14 protein-coding genes and 1 pseudogene are annotated in these 17,683 nt (G+C 72.0%); 7 read left to right on the top strand and 8 right to left on the bottom strand.

What is annotated here, in order from left to right; translation table 11 throughout:
• Positions 1 to 233: 233 nt before the first annotated feature.
• The 4 genes from IE294_RS39110 to IE294_RS39095 all read left to right on the top strand — a co-directional run bounded on the left by IE294_RS39110 (position 234) and on the right by IE294_RS39095 (position 4,786).
• On the top strand, positions 234 to 1,199 hold the full coding sequence (locus IE294_RS39110) for an NAD(P)-dependent oxidoreductase (RefSeq protein WP_189894144.1): 966 nt from the start codon (positions 234 to 236) through the stop codon (positions 1,197 to 1,199).
• Between the two features lie 263 nt (positions 1,200 to 1,462).
• Positions 1,463 to 2,857, top strand: a complete 1,395-nt coding sequence (locus IE294_RS39105; RefSeq protein ID WP_229917777.1) for an FAD-binding oxidoreductase — start codon at positions 1,463 to 1,465, stop codon at positions 2,855 to 2,857.
• A 217-nt stretch (positions 2,858 to 3,074) separates the two neighbouring features.
• The gene (locus IE294_RS39100; RefSeq protein WP_189894142.1) at positions 3,075 to 3,722 is read left to right on the top strand and encodes a peptide deformylase; all 648 of its coding nucleotides are present in this window, start codon (positions 3,075 to 3,077) and stop codon (positions 3,720 to 3,722) included.
• Between the two features lie 170 nt (positions 3,723 to 3,892).
• The gene (locus IE294_RS39095; RefSeq protein ID WP_189894141.1) at positions 3,893 to 4,786 is read left to right on the top strand and encodes a Bax inhibitor-1/YccA family membrane protein; all 894 of its coding nucleotides are present in this window, start codon (positions 3,893 to 3,895) and stop codon (positions 4,784 to 4,786) included.
• Between the two features lie 116 nt (positions 4,787 to 4,902).
• Here IE294_RS39095 and IE294_RS39090 read toward each other — a convergent pair whose 3' ends face one another.
• The 4 genes from IE294_RS39090 to IE294_RS39075 all read right to left on the bottom strand — a co-directional run bounded on the left by IE294_RS39090 (position 4,903) and on the right by IE294_RS39075 (position 11,646).
• Complete coding sequence (locus IE294_RS39090) at positions 4,903 to 5,760, bottom strand: SDR family NAD(P)-dependent oxidoreductase (protein WP_189894140.1); 858 nt, start codon at positions 5,758 to 5,760, stop codon at positions 4,903 to 4,905.
• Positions 5,761 to 5,878: 118 nt separating this feature from the next.
• Complete coding sequence (locus tag IE294_RS39085) at positions 5,879 to 6,718, bottom strand: oxidoreductase (RefSeq protein ID WP_189820253.1); 840 nt, start codon at positions 6,716 to 6,718, stop codon at positions 5,879 to 5,881.
• A gap of 328 nt (positions 6,719 to 7,046) precedes the next feature.
• Positions 7,047 to 7,397: a hypothetical protein gene (locus tag IE294_RS39080; protein ID WP_229917782.1), complete on the bottom strand. Its 351-nt coding sequence runs from the start codon at positions 7,395 to 7,397 to the stop codon at positions 7,047 to 7,049.
• 163 nt (positions 7,398 to 7,560) lie between these two features.
• Positions 7,561 to 11,646: a ricin-type beta-trefoil lectin domain protein gene (locus IE294_RS39075; protein ID WP_189894138.1), complete on the bottom strand. Its 4,086-nt coding sequence runs from the start codon at positions 11,644 to 11,646 to the stop codon at positions 7,561 to 7,563.
• Positions 11,647 to 12,018: 372 nt separating this feature from the next.
• On the opposite strand from IE294_RS39075, the gene IE294_RS39070 reads away from it, so the two are divergent.
• On the top strand, positions 12,019 to 12,942 hold the full coding sequence (locus tag IE294_RS39070) for a pyridoxamine 5'-phosphate oxidase family protein (RefSeq protein ID WP_189894137.1): 924 nt from the start codon (positions 12,019 to 12,021) through the stop codon (positions 12,940 to 12,942).
• 104 nt (positions 12,943 to 13,046) lie between these two features.
• Here the strand turns inward: IE294_RS39070 and mqnP are convergent, their stop codons facing one another.
• Positions 13,047 to 13,937, bottom strand: a complete 891-nt coding sequence (gene mqnP / locus IE294_RS39065) for a menaquinone biosynthesis prenyltransferase MqnP (protein ID WP_373315929.1) — start codon at positions 13,935 to 13,937, stop codon at positions 13,047 to 13,049.
• A gap of 183 nt (positions 13,938 to 14,120) precedes the next feature.
• Positions 14,121 to 14,540, bottom strand: a complete 420-nt coding sequence (locus IE294_RS39060; RefSeq protein WP_373315926.1) for an SsgA family sporulation/cell division regulator — start codon at positions 14,538 to 14,540, stop codon at positions 14,121 to 14,123.
• Between the two features lie 462 nt (positions 14,541 to 15,002).
• Here IE294_RS39060 and IE294_RS39055 point away from each other — a divergent pair, with 462 nt between their 5' ends.
• A complete protein-coding gene (locus tag IE294_RS39055) occupies positions 15,003 to 15,962 on the top strand; it encodes a zinc-binding dehydrogenase (protein WP_189894134.1) in 960 nt (319 codons plus the stop codon).
• A 53-nt stretch (positions 15,963 to 16,015) separates the two neighbouring features.
• Complete coding sequence (locus tag IE294_RS39050) at positions 16,016 to 17,020, top strand: NADP-dependent oxidoreductase (protein WP_189894133.1); 1,005 nt, start codon at positions 16,016 to 16,018, stop codon at positions 17,018 to 17,020.
• 144 nt (positions 17,021 to 17,164) lie between these two features.
• Here IE294_RS39050 and IE294_RS39045 read toward each other — a convergent pair whose 3' ends face one another.
• Together IE294_RS39045 and IE294_RS39040 are read right to left on the bottom strand one after the other, a co-directional pair.
• Positions 17,165 to 17,554, bottom strand: a complete 390-nt coding sequence (locus IE294_RS39045; RefSeq protein ID WP_189894132.1) for a DUF2255 family protein — start codon at positions 17,552 to 17,554, stop codon at positions 17,165 to 17,167.
• Positions 17,551 to 17,683: pseudogene (locus tag IE294_RS39040) on the bottom strand (transcriptional regulator); the annotation flags it as partial. The pseudogene IE294_RS39040 and the gene IE294_RS39045, both read right to left, overlap by 4 nt.

The raw sequence follows: 17,683 nt of genomic DNA, 5'->3' as shown, positions 1-17,683 counted from the left end.
GGTCGGTGGCGTCCGTGCCACCCGTTCCACCCCACCCGGACAGCAGCCTAGATGCCCCCGGGGGTTTCCGTCACGCGGTATGGCCGAAATGTTTCTTGTGCTCCGGAAAGACACCTGCCGCGTCACGCTCCGTTCACGTCCGCAGGTGGTGAGTCTCACGTGAACTCGTGCCACCGGGGCATACGTCCACTCAACTGAACGAAACGATCACGCGGGAAGAAACTGAGGCAGCGATGAAGGACGGCGCGACGGTGTGGCTCCCGTACCGGAGAAACCGGATCCCGGGCCTGCCCGAAGGGCTCTCCTACGGGTACTGGGACGGAACGGGTCCGCTGCCCGGGGACCCGGCCGAGGTCCGCTTCCTCGTCGGCCCGCCGGTGCCCGGCGCCGAACACGTCCTGGGTCGTGTCCTGCCGGGGATGCGCAACCTGGAGATGCTCCAGCTGCTCGGCTCCGGCTACGACCACGTGATGCCGCTGCTGGACACGATGCCGGCCGGCACCCGGCTGGCCACCGGCTGCGAGGTGCGCCGCGTGGCCACCGCCGAGCGCGCGGTCACGCTGCTGCGGGCCCTGTGCCGGGGACTCGACCGGTGCGCGGGCCACCCGTCCCCGGGGGAGGGGCGGCCACAGCCGTACACCACTCTGGTCGGCAAGCGCGTCCTGGTCATCGGCTACGGCGCCGTCGGCGCGGACGTCGCCGCCCGGCTCGGCGCGTTCCGCTGTGAGACGGTCGTGGTGGCCCGTACGGCCCGCACCACCCCGGCGGGGCGGGTGTACGGGGCGCAGGACCTTCCCGTGCTGCTGCCCACGGCGGACGCGGTCGTGGTGTGTGCGTCGCTCACCGACCAGCCGGGCGGCATATGGGGGGCGAACACGCTGGAGCTGCTGAAGGACGGTGCGCTGCTCGTGCACGTCGCCCCGGACGACCCGATGGACACGCAGGCGCTCGTGCGGCAGGTGCGGGCGGGGCGGCTGCGCGTCGCACTCGACGTAAGCGACCCGCAGCCGCTGCCGCCCGGTCATCCCCTGCGGCAGCTGCCCGGTGCCCTCATCACTCCCGATGCCGGGTCCGGCGACGCCTTCTCCCCGATGAGCACGGACTTCCTGCGCCGCCAGCTGCACCGCTACGCACGGGGCGAGCAACTCGACAACGTCGTCCTGACCAACACCCGCCGAACCGGCGAACGGGCCGCCTAGACACGGACGACACGGGGACGCCGGCGGCCTCGGCGCGGCAGACGGGCCGGCATCCGCACGCGGCACACGTGTTCATGTACCACCGTGCCCCGCGGTGACCAGGGCCGGATCCGCCAGTATGTGAGACGGCCCCGCCGGAGTGAACGGTCAGGTGTGTCCGACTCGTTCCAGTGACGTCAGGGTGTGTCCCTGTGCGTCCCGCGCGTTCGGGCACGGATGGCCGACGGGGCGCTCCGTATGTGTGCAGTGAGGTTGTGATCAGCGTGGCGAGTGTCAATTTCCGGCCGGAGGACCTGGCGGACCTGCGTGAGTCCGTGCGCGGTCCCGTCCTGGAGCCGGGAGCCGAGGGGTACGAGGAGGAGTGCGCCACGTTCAACCTGCTCTGCGCCCTCCGTCCGGCCGTGGTGGTCGGGGCGACCGACGCCTCCGACGTGCGTGCCGCGGTCCGGTTCGCCGTGCGGCACGGCCTGCCCGTCGCGGTGAAGTCCGCGGCTCACCAGGTGGTCTCGTCGGCCGAGGGCGGCCTGCTGATCACGACGCGGCGGATGCGGGGCATCGTCGTCGACGCGCAGGAACGCCTCGTGCGGGTCGAGGCGGGTGTCCGGTGGAACGACGTGCTGCCGCGCACCGCCGAGTTCGGCCTGGCCCCCCTCGTGGGCTCCGCCCCCGGCGTCGGCGTCGTCGGCTACACCCTGGGCGGCGGCCAGAGCCCGCTGCTGGGGCGGAGCCTTGGCTACGCGGCCGACCACGTCCGCCGGCTGACCATGGTCACCGCGGACGGAGAACTGCGCGAGGTGACCCCGCGGACCGAACCCGACCTGTTCTGGGCCGTGCTCGGCGGCAAGGGCAACTTCGGTGTGGTGACCGAGATCGAGTTCGAGGTGTTCCCGGTCACCCGCTTCTACGGCGGCTGCATCTACTTCCCCGGCGAGCACCTGGCCGAGGTGCTCGGCGCCTGGCGCGCCTGGCTGCCCACGGTGGGGGAGGACATGACCTCCTCCGTGGCCGTCCAGCGGCTGCCCGACCTCCCGGTGCTGCCCGAGCCGCTCCGCGGTGCCTTCGTCGTCAGCCTGCGGATCGGCTACCTGGGATCGGCCGCCGACGGCGCCGACCTGATCGCGCCGCTGCGCGCGGCGGCACCGGCGCTGATCGACCTGGTGGGGGAGAAGCCGTTCTCCGCCATCGGCGAGATCCACATTGACCCGGTCGACCCGATGCCCTACTGCGACCGCAGTGCCTGCCTCGAGGAGTTCTCCGAGGAAACGGAACGGGCGCTGGTGGAACTGGTCGGCCCGGAGTCGGGGTGCACGCTGGCGAGCGTCGAGATCCGGGCGCTCGGCGGTGCCTTCGACCGGGAGCCGGCCGTCCCCAACGCGGTGTCGAGCCGTGGTCTGCCGTACGTCGTCTTCGGTTTCGCGGTGGGGGCACCGGGCCAGGAGGAGGCGCTGCGGGCCGGCCTCGCGAAGGTGATCGACGGGCTGAGCCCCTGGGCGGCGGGGCGGAACATGGTGAACTTCCTCTCCCCGGACGAGGCGACCGACGCCGAGGGAGTGCGCGAGGTGTACGGGCCGGAGCGGTTCGAGCGGCTCACCGCGGTGAAGAAGCAGTACGACCCGACCAACGTCTTCCGCTTCAACCACAACGTCCTCCCCGCCTGATCCCGGCGGTGACGGAGCGTTCCCCGGGTGGAGGCGGTGCACCTGCACCCGGGGGCCGCTCCGCGGCGAGGCGGCGGGTTCGGCGGCCGAAAACCGCCGTGGCCGACCGGAGCCGTGCCCGGCCGGGTGAACCGGTGGCCCCCTCGCATACGTGTGGAAGACGATCCGGACACGTGTACAACGCACCTGTCCTCGCGCCTACCCGGGAAGCAGAACCATGTCCTCTCCGCAGCCGACACCCGCCCTCCTCACCCGGCAGGTGGAGGAACTCCTCCAGCACGGCGGCCCGTTGCCCATCGTCGCCGCGGGCGACCCGGTGCTGCGCCGGATCGCCGAACCGTACGACGGCCAGCTCGACGACGCGCTGCTCGACCGGTTCGTGGCCGCGCTGCGCGAGACGATGCACGCGGCTCCGGGCGTCGGACTGGCCGCGCCCCAGGTCGGCGTCCCGCTGAGCATCGCCGTGATCGAGGACCAGGCACGCGGGCGGAAGGAAGCGCTCCAGGCGCGGGACCGCGCTCCGCTGCCCTTCCGGGTGCTGGTCAATCCCGTGTACGAGCCCGAGGGCGAGGCCAGGGCCGCCTTCTTCGAGGGATGCTTGAGCGTCCCGGGCTGGCAGGCGGTGACGGCCCGGTACGCCCGGGTGCGGTTGCGCGGGCAGGACGAGCGCGGCCAGGCCGTCGACGAGGTGTTCACCGGCTGGGCCGCCCGCATCGTGCAGCACGAGACCGACCACCTGAACGGCACGCTCTACCTGGACGTGGCCGAACCGCGGTCGCTGTCGACCGACGAGGCGGTCGCGGCGCACTGGTCGCAGCCCACTGCCGAGACGGCCGCCGAGGTGCTGGGATTCGAGTTGCCGTGACCGCCCGTCGGGGTCCCGGACACACCCGGTGTCCCACCGTCACGTGAGTGATGCGCGGCGTTCGCCCCCAGGGGCAGGCCGCGGTCAGCCGACGAGTCCGGCAGCCGGCCCCGGCGCTGGTGGGGCTGCCCCGGACGGCGGTACGTCCGACGCGGAGCAGAGGAACTGGCGTGACACCGATCGTGCGGCAGTGTTCGTTGAAGAGCAGCAATCCGATCCTGTCCCGGCCGCAGTTCGGGCGCCGGGGCGGGCAGAAGACGGCGGTCCGGGACCCGCGTGCCGGGATTCCCGCGGCACGGGACCGGATCGGAGCCGGTACGGACCTGGAAGCGGCCCCCTCGCACGACCCCGCGCCGCCGCCGCTCGTCGTCGGTGACCTGATGACGATGGACGGCGTCCTGTCACGGGCGGCGGCAGGGCTCGGGGTCACGTCCCTCATGGCCGTCCTGTCGTGGGCGCTGCTTCCGCTCGTCCCGGCCGGTGCGGCGGCGTCGTACGGCATCGCCGGCGGCGCCGGACTGCTCGCCGCGGCACTGGTACTCGTCCAGCGCCGCAGGAACCTGCCCTCCCCGGTCCGGACCCTGACGTTCGCGGCGCTCCAGGGTGTGTTCCTCGGGGTGCTCTCGACGACGGCTTCCAGCCACCTCTCGCCGGGCGTCTTCGTGCAGACCGTGCTGGGCACGATGGCGGCCGGTGCCGGTGTCCTCCTCGCCCACGCCCTGCACTGGTTGCGGGCACACCGCCGGTTCCCCGGCTTCACCGGTGCCGCGCTGCTGGCGGCGGCCCTCCTGGCGTGCACGGACTGGCTCCTCCTCGATCCCCTGGGCGCGCGGGGGATCGGGCTGCGTCCGTTCGGACTCGGCGTCGTGATGGCCGTGGTGGGGGTGATCCTCGGGACGGTCTTCCTGGCGTTGCACCTCAGGCAGGTCGAGAACGGCATCGTCCACGGCACTTCCCGCGACCACTCCTGGACCGCCGCGTTCGGAGTCACGTTGACCCTGGCCTGGCTGTACGTGGAGACCGTGCGGCTGTTGACCCTCTGCCCGGGCGACGACTTCTACTGAGCCCTGATCGGCACCGTGGCCGACAGCCCGGCGAAGCGGCCCCCCCCGGCACCGCACGCCCGGGGAGTGGAACTCCGCCGGCGTCGGCCCGGGAGGCAGCATGCCCTTCGCAGAGGTCAGAGCACCGCGTTGTCGGCGGCACCCGGGAAGTCCGTGCTGAAGGCCAGCTCGCGGCCGGCCTCGAACTCGGCCCGCAGCTGGTCGAGCTTCACGCCGATGCGCCGCTGGGCGTCGCTGCCCAGGACGACCCAGTGGGCCGGCTGCGGCGCGTTGACGGACTCGTAGATCGCCTCGGCGGCGCGCTCGGGGTCACCGGGGAACATCTCCGGCGTGAGGCTGCCCATCATGGCGCGGAAGGCTCCGGCGGTGGCGGCGTAGTCCTCGATGCCCTCGCCGGACACCTTCGTCCGGTTCTCGATGCCGGTGCGGAACGAACCCGGCTGAATGATCATCGCGTGCAGGCCGATGGGCCCGATCTCCTGCCACAGGGCCTCCGTGAAACCCTCCAGCGCGAACTTGCTCGCGGAGTAGTAGCCGTTGGCGGGCAGGCTCGCCAGGCCGTCCATGGAGGAGACGTTGACGATGGTGCCGTTGCGCCGGCCGCGCATCCCGGGCAGGACCGCCCGGGTGAGGGCGACCGCGCCGAAGAAGTTGACCTCGAACAGCCGGCGGTAGTCGCTCTCCTCCTGCTCCTCAAGGGCACCGACGAAGTCGATGGCGGCGTTGTTGACGAGGATGTCGATGCCGCCGAAGCGCTCCTCGGCGGCACGTACCGCGGCTTCGCGGTCGGCGGGTTCGGTGACGTCGAGTTTGGCCGCCAGCGCGGTCTCCGGATAGCGCGCGGCCAGTTCGGTGGTGGCCTGCGTCGAGCTGGCGGTCGCCACCACCTGGTCGCCGTGGGCCAGCACATGTTCGGCCAGGGCCTTGCCGAGACCGCTGGACGCGCCGGTGATGAGCCAGGTCTTGCGAGACATGAGGTGATCTCCTTGGTTCCGGTGAACAGGGTGTCGTGGGGGAGGCAGGGAAGGGAAAGCGGGGAGAGGGGGAGGGGGAGACGTCCGGGACGACGGGTGCGCGTCCCGTCCGGTGTGCCTACTCCCCGGCCGGGAAGTCCGCCGCGCGGCTGGCCGCGGCCCACTTCCGGGTCTCCGTGGCGCGGGCCTCACCCGCTTCCAGGGCCATGGTCACGGCCTGGGCGCCGAGCAGGAGCCGGCGCGGCGGGTCGTCATCGCGTACGACGTCGATGAGGACCTTGGCGGCACGGACCGGGTCGCCGGGCTGGTTACCGCTGTTCTCCGCCCGGTACCTGTTCATGGCGCCGACCGTCTCCTCGTAGTCGGGCCCCACGGCGTGCAGTTCCATCGACGAGCCCTGCCAGTCGGTGCGGAAGGCGCCCGGTTCCACGATGACGACCTTCACCCCGAACGGGGCGACCTCGCCCGCCAGGACCTCGGAGAAGCCCTCCACGGCGAACTTCGCGCTCTGGTAGGCGCCCATGCCCGGGGTGCCGCCGACCCGGCCGCCCAGCGAGGAGAACTGCACGAACGTGCCCGAGCGCTGCGCGCGCAGCACCGGAAGGGCGGCCCGGGTGACGTTGACGACCCCGAAGAAGTTCGCCTCGAACTGGGCGCGGAAGTCGTCCTCCGCCATCTCCTCGATGGGGGCGCTGTTGGCGTACCCGGCGTTGTTCACCACCACGTCCAGACCGCCGAAGGCGTCGACGGCCGTCCGCACCGCGTCCCGGGCGGCGACGGTGTCGGTGACGTCGAGGGCCACCGCGCGCACCTGGTCGCCGTAGCGGGAGACCAGGTCCGCGAGCTGCTCCGGACGTCGTGCCGTCGCCACCAGCCGGTCACCGGCCGCCAGAACCGCTTCCGCCAGTGCGCGTCCGAACCCCCGGGACGCGCCCGTGATCAGCCATGTGCTCACCATGTGTGTCCTCTATCCGTGTGATCGGTGAATGAGGTGACTCTGTGCGAGTAAGGCATCCCGAACAAGGCACGCAAGACCGCGCAAGACGCCTGCACATGGGGCGTCTCGTCCAACATGCGTATCAACGGGACGTTTCTCAGTCTCGTCCCGCGGCCCGCCGACGGGCGACCGTCGTTTGACTGCCGGTCCCGGCAGCATGGGCGGTCCCCGGTTCACCTAAGTCATGGGCGCGGTCGCCGTCCGGCGAAGCGGAGCTCCGGCGCGAGAGAACACAAATGCCCGGGCCTACGCCGTCGAAGGCGTCGGCCCGGGCACTGGGCGGTTTCCGCTACGCGGAGACCACCCGGTAGCTCAGCATCGGACTGGGAAGGTCGGTCTGGGTCAGCGAGCCGCTGCTCCATGCCGTGGCGCCGCCGCAGTCGGCCGAGGGGTACAGCTTCACGGACGCCGAGCCGTTGACGATCTGGATCGACTGCACCGCCTGGGACAGCGTGTGGCACGTCCCGAAGTCGCCGAGGTCGACCACCGTCACGGTTCCCGTCCCGGTGGTGCCCGAGTAGAGATAGGCGCCCTCCTGAAGCGGAGGCCAGCCGGCGGCGTTCGCCGCCCCGGCACCGAGGCCGATCAGGGCCGCCGCCATGGCCGCGGCAGCGGCAGTGCTACGAAGCTTCACCTGCATCCTGGTGGTGGACATGCAATCCGCCCTTTCGTCGTGCGCCGAAGCCGGTAGCGGCAATGGCGCTCCCATTCGGTCGAAACGCGGCCGACTGAGCAGATCCTTGCATATTCAAACATGTGCAGGGGAGTACAGATCCGGTCACCCGCACATGTGTGGCTGGCCATCAGGTCCGCTCCGGGGAGGCGGAAACGGTGGTTGCCGAAGTCGCCGCCGGCAGGTTCCACTTCTGCTGCTCGGAGCCGCCGCACGTCCAGATCTGCAACCTGGTGCCGTTGGCGGAGCTCGCGCCGGTGGCGTCCAGGCAGCGGCCGGACAGCGTGTTGACCAGGCTGCTGTTGGCGCCCGTCCGCCACTTCTGCCCGCTGCTTCCGTTGCACACCTGGAGCGTCACCGCGGTACCGCTGGCGGTGGCGTTGTTCGCGACACCGACACAGCTGCCGAGGATCTGCACACTGCCGTCACCGGCCACCGACCAGTCCTGGGAGACACCCGTACCGCAGGTGTTCAGCTGGAGCGCGGTGGCGGCGGCGTTGGTGGCACCCGACCCGGCGAGGTCGACGCACTTGCCGCCGATGCCGGTGAGGTGACCGGTGGGCACACCGGCGGGGAGCTGCCAGCGCTGGTTGTCGGAGACCGCGCAGGCCCAGATCTGCAAGGGGGTGCCGGTGGCGGAGCTGGGGCCGGTGGCGTCGAGGCAGGAGCCCGACCTCTTCGCGACCAGGCCACGGTTGGCGGCCCACGTCCACTGCTGGTCGGGGGAGGACGCGTCGCAGGCCGCCAGCACCACCCGGGTGCCGTTGGCGGTCGCGCCGCCCTTCACGGCCATGCACATCCCGAGCACGCTCACCGTGCCGTCGGTGTTGACCGTCCACTTCTGCGAGGCACCCGTGCCGCAGGTGCCCAGCTGTACCTGGGTGCCCGCGGCGCTGGTGGAACCGGACCCGGCCAGGTCGGCGCATGTGCCGCCGTACCCGGAGATGCGCCCGCTCGGACCGCCGACGGGCAGCCGCCACACCTTGCCCGGGGTCACCGGACCGCAGGTCCACAGCCACAGCACCGCGCCCACCGCGGAGGAGGTGTCCTTGACGTCCAGGCACTTGCCGGACAGGTCGTTGACCAGACCGCCGTCGGCACCCGCGTGCCACTGCTGCGCGGCGGAGGCGTCGCAGATCTCCAGGACCACCGGGGTGCCGTTGTCGGCCGTGCCGCCGCCCTCGGGTGTCATGCACCGCGAGTCGAACAGCCTGAGCGTGCCGTCGGCGGCGGCCTTCCACTGCTGCGAGTCGGCCGACCCGCAGGTGTTCAGTACCAGCTGGGTGTCCGGCGTCTGACGGCCGCCGTCACTGTCGGCACACATGCCCGCGATGCCGGTGAGGTGCCCCTGCGGCCCCGCCGGAGTGGTCGGCAGGCCGAACTTCTGCCCGGTGGTGGCGGTCGCGCAGGCCGCGGTGACCACGGGTGTGCCGTCGGCGGTCGAGGAGCCCTTGACCTCGGCGCACAGCCCGGACGCCCGGTTGACCAGGCCGCGGTCCGCGGCAGCCGTCCACTGCTGTGCGGTGGAGCCGTCGCAGGCCGCCAGCACCAGCGCGGTACCGGAGGCACCGCTCTTCGCGGCGGGCATCACACACTTGCCCTGCACCCACAGCGAGCCGTCCCTGCCCGCTATCCACACCTGCGAGGCGCCGCCGTCACAGGTGCCGGTCTGCACCGCCGTACCGGTGGCCAGTCCGAAGGCGTGGCCGAGGCACGTCCCGCCGACGGCGGTGAGCGCTCCGACCGGACCGGCCGGAGCGGGGGACGCGGGGAAGTCCAGCCCGATCCGCGTCCTGCCCAGATGCCTGGGCAGTTCGGCGGGCTCGCCGCCGATCCTCTCGAACGGCAGCGAGGTGACCGGCGCCGACTGGCGCTCGATCAGATAGGCGTGCCCGGCCTTGGCGCGGAGGGTGAACTGCGCGGCCGTGGAGAACGCCACGACCGTCGACCCGTCCGCCGCGTCCACGACACCGGCCGACTCGCCGGGCCACGGGTTGCGGGTGACGAAGGAGGCGGTCGAGCCGGCCTCCAGGGCCACGGTGACCGGGACACCGCCCCGGGTCTGCACATCCACCTTGGCGTTGTCGTGCACCGACACCGTGCCGTCGACATCCCAGTCGGAGGGGAGAGCCGGGGCGATCCGCAGCACGTCGTCGTAGTCCTGCACCAACGCCTCGTTGACCGCGGCGGCGATCACCCCGTTGGTCTCGCTGTACGGCTCCCGGCCGGTCTGCACGTTGTTGTTGCTGGTCAGACCGGACGGGTAGAGCTGATGGGTGACGTTGAACAGCAGGCCCGCCTTCACCGCGCCGGCGTCGCCGAGGCGGGCCGCCTGGAGCGCGTCGAAGCTCCAGTTGGCGTCATCGGGCCAGCGGCGGTTGTCGTAGGTGCGCTGCGCGAGGTCGTGCAGCGCACCGGTGTCACCGATCAGACCGTAGGGCCACACCGCCTCCAGGTCCAGGTTCTCGGAGTTGTGCGTCTCGGCAGCCGGCTCGGCCGACAGCGCGATGACGTCCTCGCCGGAGGAGTCCGCCGAGGGGGTGAGCACCTGGGTGTGGGTGGCGGCGTCCGTACGCGGCAGCGGCGGCGACTTCGCCTGCGCGGCCGTCAGTTGCGCCTGGAAGTCGGTGTCGATACCGAGCGCCTTGGCCGCGGCGGCGACCACCGGGAACAGCGCCTGCATGGCCGCGACGTCCGTGACCGGGTCGCCGACGTTCCACTGGGTCTCGTGCGCGTTGGCCCTGGTGTGCAGCAGGCCGTCGCTCCCGGTCGTGGCGTACGACAGCAGGAACTGCGCGCTGGACTTCATCAGCGGGTAGCTCTCCCGCAGGAATGCCAGGTCACCGCTGGTGCGGTACTGCTGCCACAGCGCCAGCGACACCTCCGCGCCGGTGGAGACGGTCTGCGCGTTGTACGACGTCTCACTCGCCTCGCAGGAGGCGTTGCCGGTGCCGGCGTCGAAGTAGCCGTTGCCGTTGAACCGCATCGTCTCGGGGACGCAGGCGCCGGTGTGCCCCGGCATGTGGTCCTTCGTCCAGGCCTCGATGTTCGCCAGGTTCGACGTGTAGAGGTCGTAGAACGGTGTGTTGAGGTCGGAGACGCCCGAGGTGAGGTTGGCGGCGGCCTGCATGCGCAGGTTCCACCACCAGTAGTCGCGTGGGGCCCAGTCGTGCTCGTCGCGGGTGAAGGAGAACAGGTCCGCGACACCGGCCTGGGTGCCGGGCAGCGAGCCCCGGTTGCTGGCGGCCGACTGGTAGAGGAAGACCGTCCGCAGGTTCTCGACGTAGGAGCCGGTCCCGTCGGCCGACTCGATCTTCATCGTGCCGGCACGGTCCCAGAAGCCGTGCCACCAGGCGGTGTGCGCGGCCTCCAGGCCGGTGGAGGAGGCGGTGGCGTCGCTGCCCAGATACGCCGTCGCCGTCGCGCCCGCGTCGCCGCCGGCCCAGTGCGGGGCGGCGACCACGACCCGGAACGAGCCGTCGGCCGCAGGGTTGAACGCGACCTGCACGGTGTCCCCGTCGGTCACCGACGAGGTGACGTTTCGTCCGCCGGCCGTGAGGCCGAGCAGCGTGCCGTACGTGTCGCCGGTGCCGCCGGTGCCGTCGTCCTTCCACGTCTCGGCGAGGGTGGCGACCGGGCCGTCGGCGGTGGTGGACGGCGAGCGCCCGTCCCACAGGTCGCCGCGCACCGTCTGGGTGCTGTCCGGGTCGGCGCCGGTGACGTCGACGACGAGCTCGTCGCGGTCGGCCCGGGTGTAGACGGTCGCCGTCATGCCGCCGCCGGACTCGGTGAGCACGCCGTCGTACAGGTTCAGGCGGGCGGAGAAGTCGTCGGCCTCGGTGAGGGTCTTCAGACCCGGGATGGTCACCCGGCCGGGGGACTTGCGGTCGGGGAAGGTGTCGCCGCGGTTGAGTTGGGCGGTGAGGCCGTCCGCGGCCCACACCGCCGCCCCCAGTGTGCCGTTGCCCAGTGGCATGGACTGGGCGGGGTCGGTGCCGGCCCGCCCGAGCACGATGTCGGAGCGGTGGACCACGGCGGCGCGGTCCACCTGGAAGGCGTTGTTCTGCCAGGCCGTCGTGGGGGCGGTCCGCGCCGCCGCCGTCTCCTGCGGGGGCGCCGTCGCCGCGGCGGCCGGTGGGCCGAGGAGTCCGAGGGCGAGCGCGCTCACGGCGCCGGCGGCCGTGAGCGCGCTCCGGCCGGGTCTGTGCCGGCGCATCGGGTCGTTCGCCTCGGGTGAAGGCCGCCTGTCGGCGGGGGTTCTGGTTCTCACACCGCGATGACGTGTGCGGGACGACACGGAGTTCACGCGCCGGCGGGGGTGATGACACTCACGGCGATGCCCGGCGTCGCCGTGGTGCGGACGAACGGGCCGACTGCCGAACACGCACGTGCCTCGCACGGGGTTCACACTGATAGCCTGCCCGCAGCGGGCGGCCCTGGGTGCCGAACGAACACCTGACGAGCGGCAGTTGCCCACCACAGTCATGAACACGTGTCTCCTGGTGAACGGGAGGCGGCGCTTCCGCTCGACGGCCCCGGGTGATGCCGTACCGCCGTCTGCCACGCCTGCTCACCGGAGAGAAGAACCGTGACACCTCTCGACGAAGCCCCTCTGGACGTCCTGGACGCCTACCGGACCTGCGAGTTCGCCACCCTCGGACGCGACGGCACCCCGGCCGCCTGGCCGACGGCCGTACGCCGGAACGACAACGGCACCCTGTTGCTGACCACCTCACTCGCCTTCGCGCAGAAGGCACTGAACATCCGCCGCGACGGACGCGTCGGCCTGCTCTTCTCCGACCCCACGGGCAGCGGTCTCACCGACGCGCCGCAGATCTTCGTAGGCGGCAGGGCGGAATGCCCCGACGAGATCATGACGGGCCCCGACGGCGCCGAGGACTACTGGCGGATGCTCTTCGAACGGCAGCCGCACAGCCGGTCGTACGTCTCCGCCCCCGCGCGGTGGACGATGGACTGGTACTACCTGCGCCTGCTCATCACGGTGACGCCCGAGCAGGTCGTCGTCAGGCCGCCGTTCACCGTGTCCGGGCCGCAGGACGCCGGCCCGAGCCCGCTGCCGGGCGCCGAGCAGTTGTCCCGGTACGCCAGCGCGGTGCTGGCGGCCCGCGACGCGTCCGGAGCACCCGTCCTCGCCCGTACCCGGCCGGCGCCCACCGACGGCGGCTACGTCATGGACGTGCCCGCCGAGTGCGCCGCGGTCCCCGGACCCGCCTCGCTGCTGGTGCACCGCCACGACGAGTCGATGAACAACATGCACAACGCGCTGGTCCGCGGCCGGCTGGAGACGGCCGGTGACCGACTGCTGCTGGTTCCGGAGAAGGTCGTGGAACCGATGGGCTCCGGGCGCGCCAGTGACGCCCTGGGCGTGCTGCGCCGTACGAAGCGGGCCACCGAGCGCTATCTCGAACGGCGCGCGCTGCCACGGCCCAAGGTGCGCTGGGACGAGTTCCGGGCCCTGGCCGCTGCCGCTCGCCGGGGCGACAGCGACTGAGACCGCCGCCCCGAGCGCGGCGCCTTCGCGGGTGGCGTGGCTCAGGGCGGCGACGGGCGCCGTCGCCCGACCGGTACGGCTTCCGCGCGGGGCAGCGCTCCGGCTCAGCCGAGGGAGAGGCCCCGCACCAGCAGGTCGAGCAGCGCGCACACGAACAGGGCGATGCCGATGAAGCCGTTCACCTGGAAGAAGGCGCGCTTGAGGCGGGACAGGTCGTGCGGGCGGACCAGGGTGTGCTCATAGCCGAAGGCCCCGGCCACGACGAGCAGACCCAGCCACAGCAGCGGGCCCCCGTGGGTGGCGAGGGCGTACCAGACGAACAGGGCCGTCGTGATGGTGTGGCAGGCCCGCGCCCCCCAGACGGCGGCCGGGACGCCGAATCGCGCCGGCACCGACTTCACACCGATCGCGCGGTCGGTGTCGACGTCCTGGCAGGCGTAGATGAGGTCGAAGCCGCCGATCCACACACCCACCGCGCCGCCGAGGATCACCGCGTCCCAACTCCAGGCCCCGGTCACGGCCAGCCAGGCTCCGATCGGCCCCATCGACTGGGCCAGGGCGAGGAACGCCTGCGGGAAGTTCGTGAAGCGCTTGGCGTAGGGGTAGACCACCATGGGCACCACGGCGACGGGTGCCAGCGCCAGGCACAGGGGGTTCAACAGGGCCGCGGCGGCGAGGAAGACCACGGCGGCGATCAGCGCGCCGGTCCGCGCGTTGCGCACCGACACGGCGCCGGTCACCAGCTCACGGCCGGCGGTGCGCGGGTTGCGGGCGTCGATCTCACGGTCGATGATCCGGTTCGCGGCCATCGCGAAGGTGCGCAGGGCCACCATCGCCACGGTCACCAGCAGCAGGGTCACCCACTGGACGGCGCGGTCCCGCTCGTACATGGCGGTGAGGGCGGCGATGTACGCGAAGGGCAGCGCGAACACGGAGTGCTCGATCATCACCAGGCGCAGGAACGCCCGGGTGCGCCCCTGGGCCGGGGCTGTCATGGAAGCTGTGCTCACCCGTTCATACTCCTTGCTCCACCGTAGGTCGCAAGGTGGCGACAGGTGTGAGGGTCGCATCGGTATGTCTGTGGCCGCTCATACTAGCTATGTGTGCCCGGAGGCACACACCCGCCGCTGACCGCCACGGGCGCCCCCTCCGGTGGCCGCGGCCGAGCCGGACCACCGTCACACGGACGGCGCGGCCGGTCCGTCGAGCAGGTCCCGCAGGAACCCGTCCCAGTTCAGGCCCGCCAGCTCCACCTCGGCCGAGGCGACCCGGTACGTGGCCTCCAGCCACTCGGCCAGCGCCGAGGTGGGAACCTCGAACAGAGCCTCCACCTCCTGGGATTCCAGCAGCAGCCAGGACGACGGCTGCTCCCCGGGCAGCGTCGGCCACATCCGCACATCGCCGGACCCGCTCATCGCGGTCAGACCGTGGTGCAGCAGCTCACGGCCGATCCGCCAGATGAGACCCGGCCCGCGCTCCGCCAGGAACTCGACCGTGATCACCGCCGGCATCTCCGGATCGAAGCTGAACTCCGCCTGAATGGGCAGCCGGGTGAATTCATCGAGCATCTGGTCGAGGTCCAAGACCAGTGAAGGCACGAGCTCGGGCGTCGAACGCGCCCTCAATGACTGATCACGGTGCATGACGGGAGTTCCCCTCCGTGGGACGAAGCCTGCGTGCTCCTACTCTTCGCCCGGAAGAGAACCCGCACATCTGTCAGTTGACGGTCGGCGGGAGGGGACCGGCGGCGGGCGTCGGAGTGCGCCGGACGGGCCGCGGCGGTCATGACCTAAGTCAGCGTGGCGTCCCCGCGCCCCCTGGTGCGCACCACGGCACCGCGGTCGGGCTGCGCACCACGGCCGCACCCGGTCCGGCGCCGTTGACGTCCATCGGACGGACGGTCACTTCGGTCCCTGTCCGGGCCCGGTGATACGCTCCGCACTCCTCGGGGCCGGACCGGACGAACCATCCGAGCCCTTCGGACCGTACACCTCATGTAGGAGGACCGGCGCGGTGCCGCACCGCGCCGGTCCGCTCGGACCGAGGTTTGGAGTTCGTCGATGAAGGCCTTCCGATACGTGTCCCAGGGCACGCCCCTCCGTTTGACGGACGTGCCGGACCCGGTGCCGGACGCCGGCTGGGTGGTGGTGGACGTCGAGGCCGCCGGTCTGTGCCACTCCGACGTCCATGCCCTCGACGGCACGATCGAGCTGAGCCGGCGCCCGCCCTTCACCCTCGGCCACGAGGTCGCGGGCACCGTGTCCGCCCTCGGCGAGGGCGTGCGGGAGTACGAGGTGGGCGACCGCGTCGCCGTCGCGATCATCGCGCACCCCGAGGTCCAGGCCCACTACGCGCCGGGCATCGGTGTCGACGGCGGCTACGCGGAGCGTCTGGCGGCCCACGCCTCCACCCTCGTTCGCATACCCGACGGCGTCTCCACGGTCCACGCGGCCGTCGCCACGGACTCGGTCGTCACCGCCTACCACGCCGTCCGCACCGAGGCCCGCGCCAGGCCGGGGGAGGTGATCGCCGTCGTCGGACTGGGGGGCCTCGGCCTGAACGGGGTCCGCACCGGAGTGCTCGCGGGAGCCACGGTCTACGGTGTGGACATCAACCCGGACACCTTCGACGCGGCCCGCGCCGCGGGCGCGAGCGACTGCTTCACCGACGTCGCCGCACTCGCCGACCTGCGGCCCGACGCCGTCGTCGACTTCGCGGGCGTGGGGTCCACCACGTCCGCAGCGGTCGACGTCGTACGCCGCCGCGGCCGGGTGGTCGTCGTGGGGCTCGGCACGAGGACCACGAGCTTCTCCACCGGCAACCTGGTCCGCAAGAGCGTGGAACTGCGTGGCTCGTACGGCGCCGGCAAGGACGAGTACCGGCAGGTGCTCGACTTCATCGCCCAGGGCCGCATCGAACCGGTCGTGGAGGAGATCCCGTTCGCCGACCTCAACGAAGGCCTGGACCGCATCCGTCGCGGCGCGGTCCGGGGCCGCCTGGCCGTCCGGCCGGGGAAGTGACCCTCGATGCCCTGCCCCCCGACCACAGCACCGCAAGCGAGAAGGACGGACGCATGACCCGGACCAACACCCAGTACCGCCTCGCGGCACGCCCCGTCGGCCTGCCCGCGGCCTCCGACTTCCAGTACGCCGAGGAACCGGCCCCGCGGCCGGGCGAGGGGGAGTTCCTCGTACAGGTCGACTACCTCTCCATCGACCCGGCGATGCGCTCCTGGATGAACGAGGGCCGCAGCTATGTGCCCCCCGTCGGCCTGGGCGAGGTCATGCGCGCGGCCGGCATCGGCCGCGTCGTCGAGTCCCGGCACCCCGCACACCCCGTGGGCGAGGTGGTGAGCGGTACCTTCGGCGTCCAGCGGTACGCGCTCAGCGACGGCAAGGGCGTCGCCCCGGTCGACCTGTCCCTGGGCGAGGCGCCGGTCCACCTCGGCGCGCTCGGTTACAGCGGACTGACCGCGTACTTCGGTCTGCTCGACATCGGCCGGCCCGAACCCGGCCAGACGGTGGTCGTCTCCGCGGCGGCCGGTTCCGTCGGCGCGCTGACCGGGCAGATCGCCCGGATCAAGGGGTGCCGCGCGATCGGCATCGCGGGGGGTCCCGACAAGTGCCGCTTCCTCGTGGAGGAACTCGGCTTCGACGGGGCCGTGGACTACAAGGCCGGGAACGTGCGGGCACAGGTGAGGGACCTCGCGCCGGGCGGCGTGGACGTGTTCTTCGACAACGTCGGCGGCGACATCCTCGACGACGTCCTCACCACGCTCGCCCACGGCGCCCGGGTGGTCATCAGCGGTGCCGTTTCGCAGTACAACTCCGAGCAGGGTGTCCGGGGACCGGCGAACTACATGCAACTGCTCGTCAACCGGGCCTCCATGACCGGCTTCGTCATCTTCGACTACGCGGCGCGCTACGGCGAGGCCCGCGCCGAACTCGCCGACTGGCTGCGTTCCGGACGGCTGAAGGAACGCACCCATGTGATCACCGGTGGCGTCGAGCGGTTCCCCCAGGCACTGCTCGGGCTCTTCACGGGCGAGAACACCGGCAAGGCGGTACTGGCCCTGTGAGCCCGGTCGTCGTCACCGCAGGGTGAGCGCGGCCGAAGGGCCGCGCGGTGCCGCCGATGCGTCCGGCCACCGAGGGCCGGGGCGGCTGTGGCGAGACCGCCCCTCGGTGGCGACGACCGCGTGTTCCGGACGCGGGCCGCGCCCTCAGCGGGCCGGAGCCGTGCCGGAATCCGGCACGGGCGCCGGGTCGATCCGGATCGTCGCGGCCCGCGCCTGCGGACTCGTGACGAGGGCGTCGGCGAGTGAGCCGTACTTGGCGCGGAAGGCGGCGTCGAGCCCGGGGGAGAGATCCAGGTCACGGGTATGGAGGAGGACGTCCCGGGTGACACCGGCCACCTGGATCCGTCCGTGGCCGCGGTCCCGCGCCGCCTGGTACCAGCGGGAGCGGACTCCCCGGTAGGCGCGGACGTAGAGTTCGCCGTCGACGACCACCATGCCGATCTCCACGCCGTCGTGACCGCCGTCCCCGGCGGTCAGGGTGAGGGCGTAGGTCTCGGCGAGCAGGGCCTGGTCCTCGGCTGTCCAAGCGGTCATCGGGTCACATCCTCGCTCCGGTCGGTGCTGGGTTCCGCGGCGGTCCAGGAGGCGAGGATGCGCAGCGCGTCGTGGGAGGGGCTGCCGGGTTCGGCGGTCAGTGCCATGAGGCGTTGTCCGGAGCCGTCG

It is taken from the genome of Streptomyces canarius (assembly GCF_014650735.1).
Classification (GTDB): Bacteria; Actinomycetota; Actinomycetes; order Streptomycetales; family Streptomycetaceae; genus Streptomyces; species Streptomyces olivaceoviridis.
The sequence above is the reverse complement of the archived record's forward strand: the minus strand, read 5'-3'. Positions and strand labels throughout refer to the sequence as shown.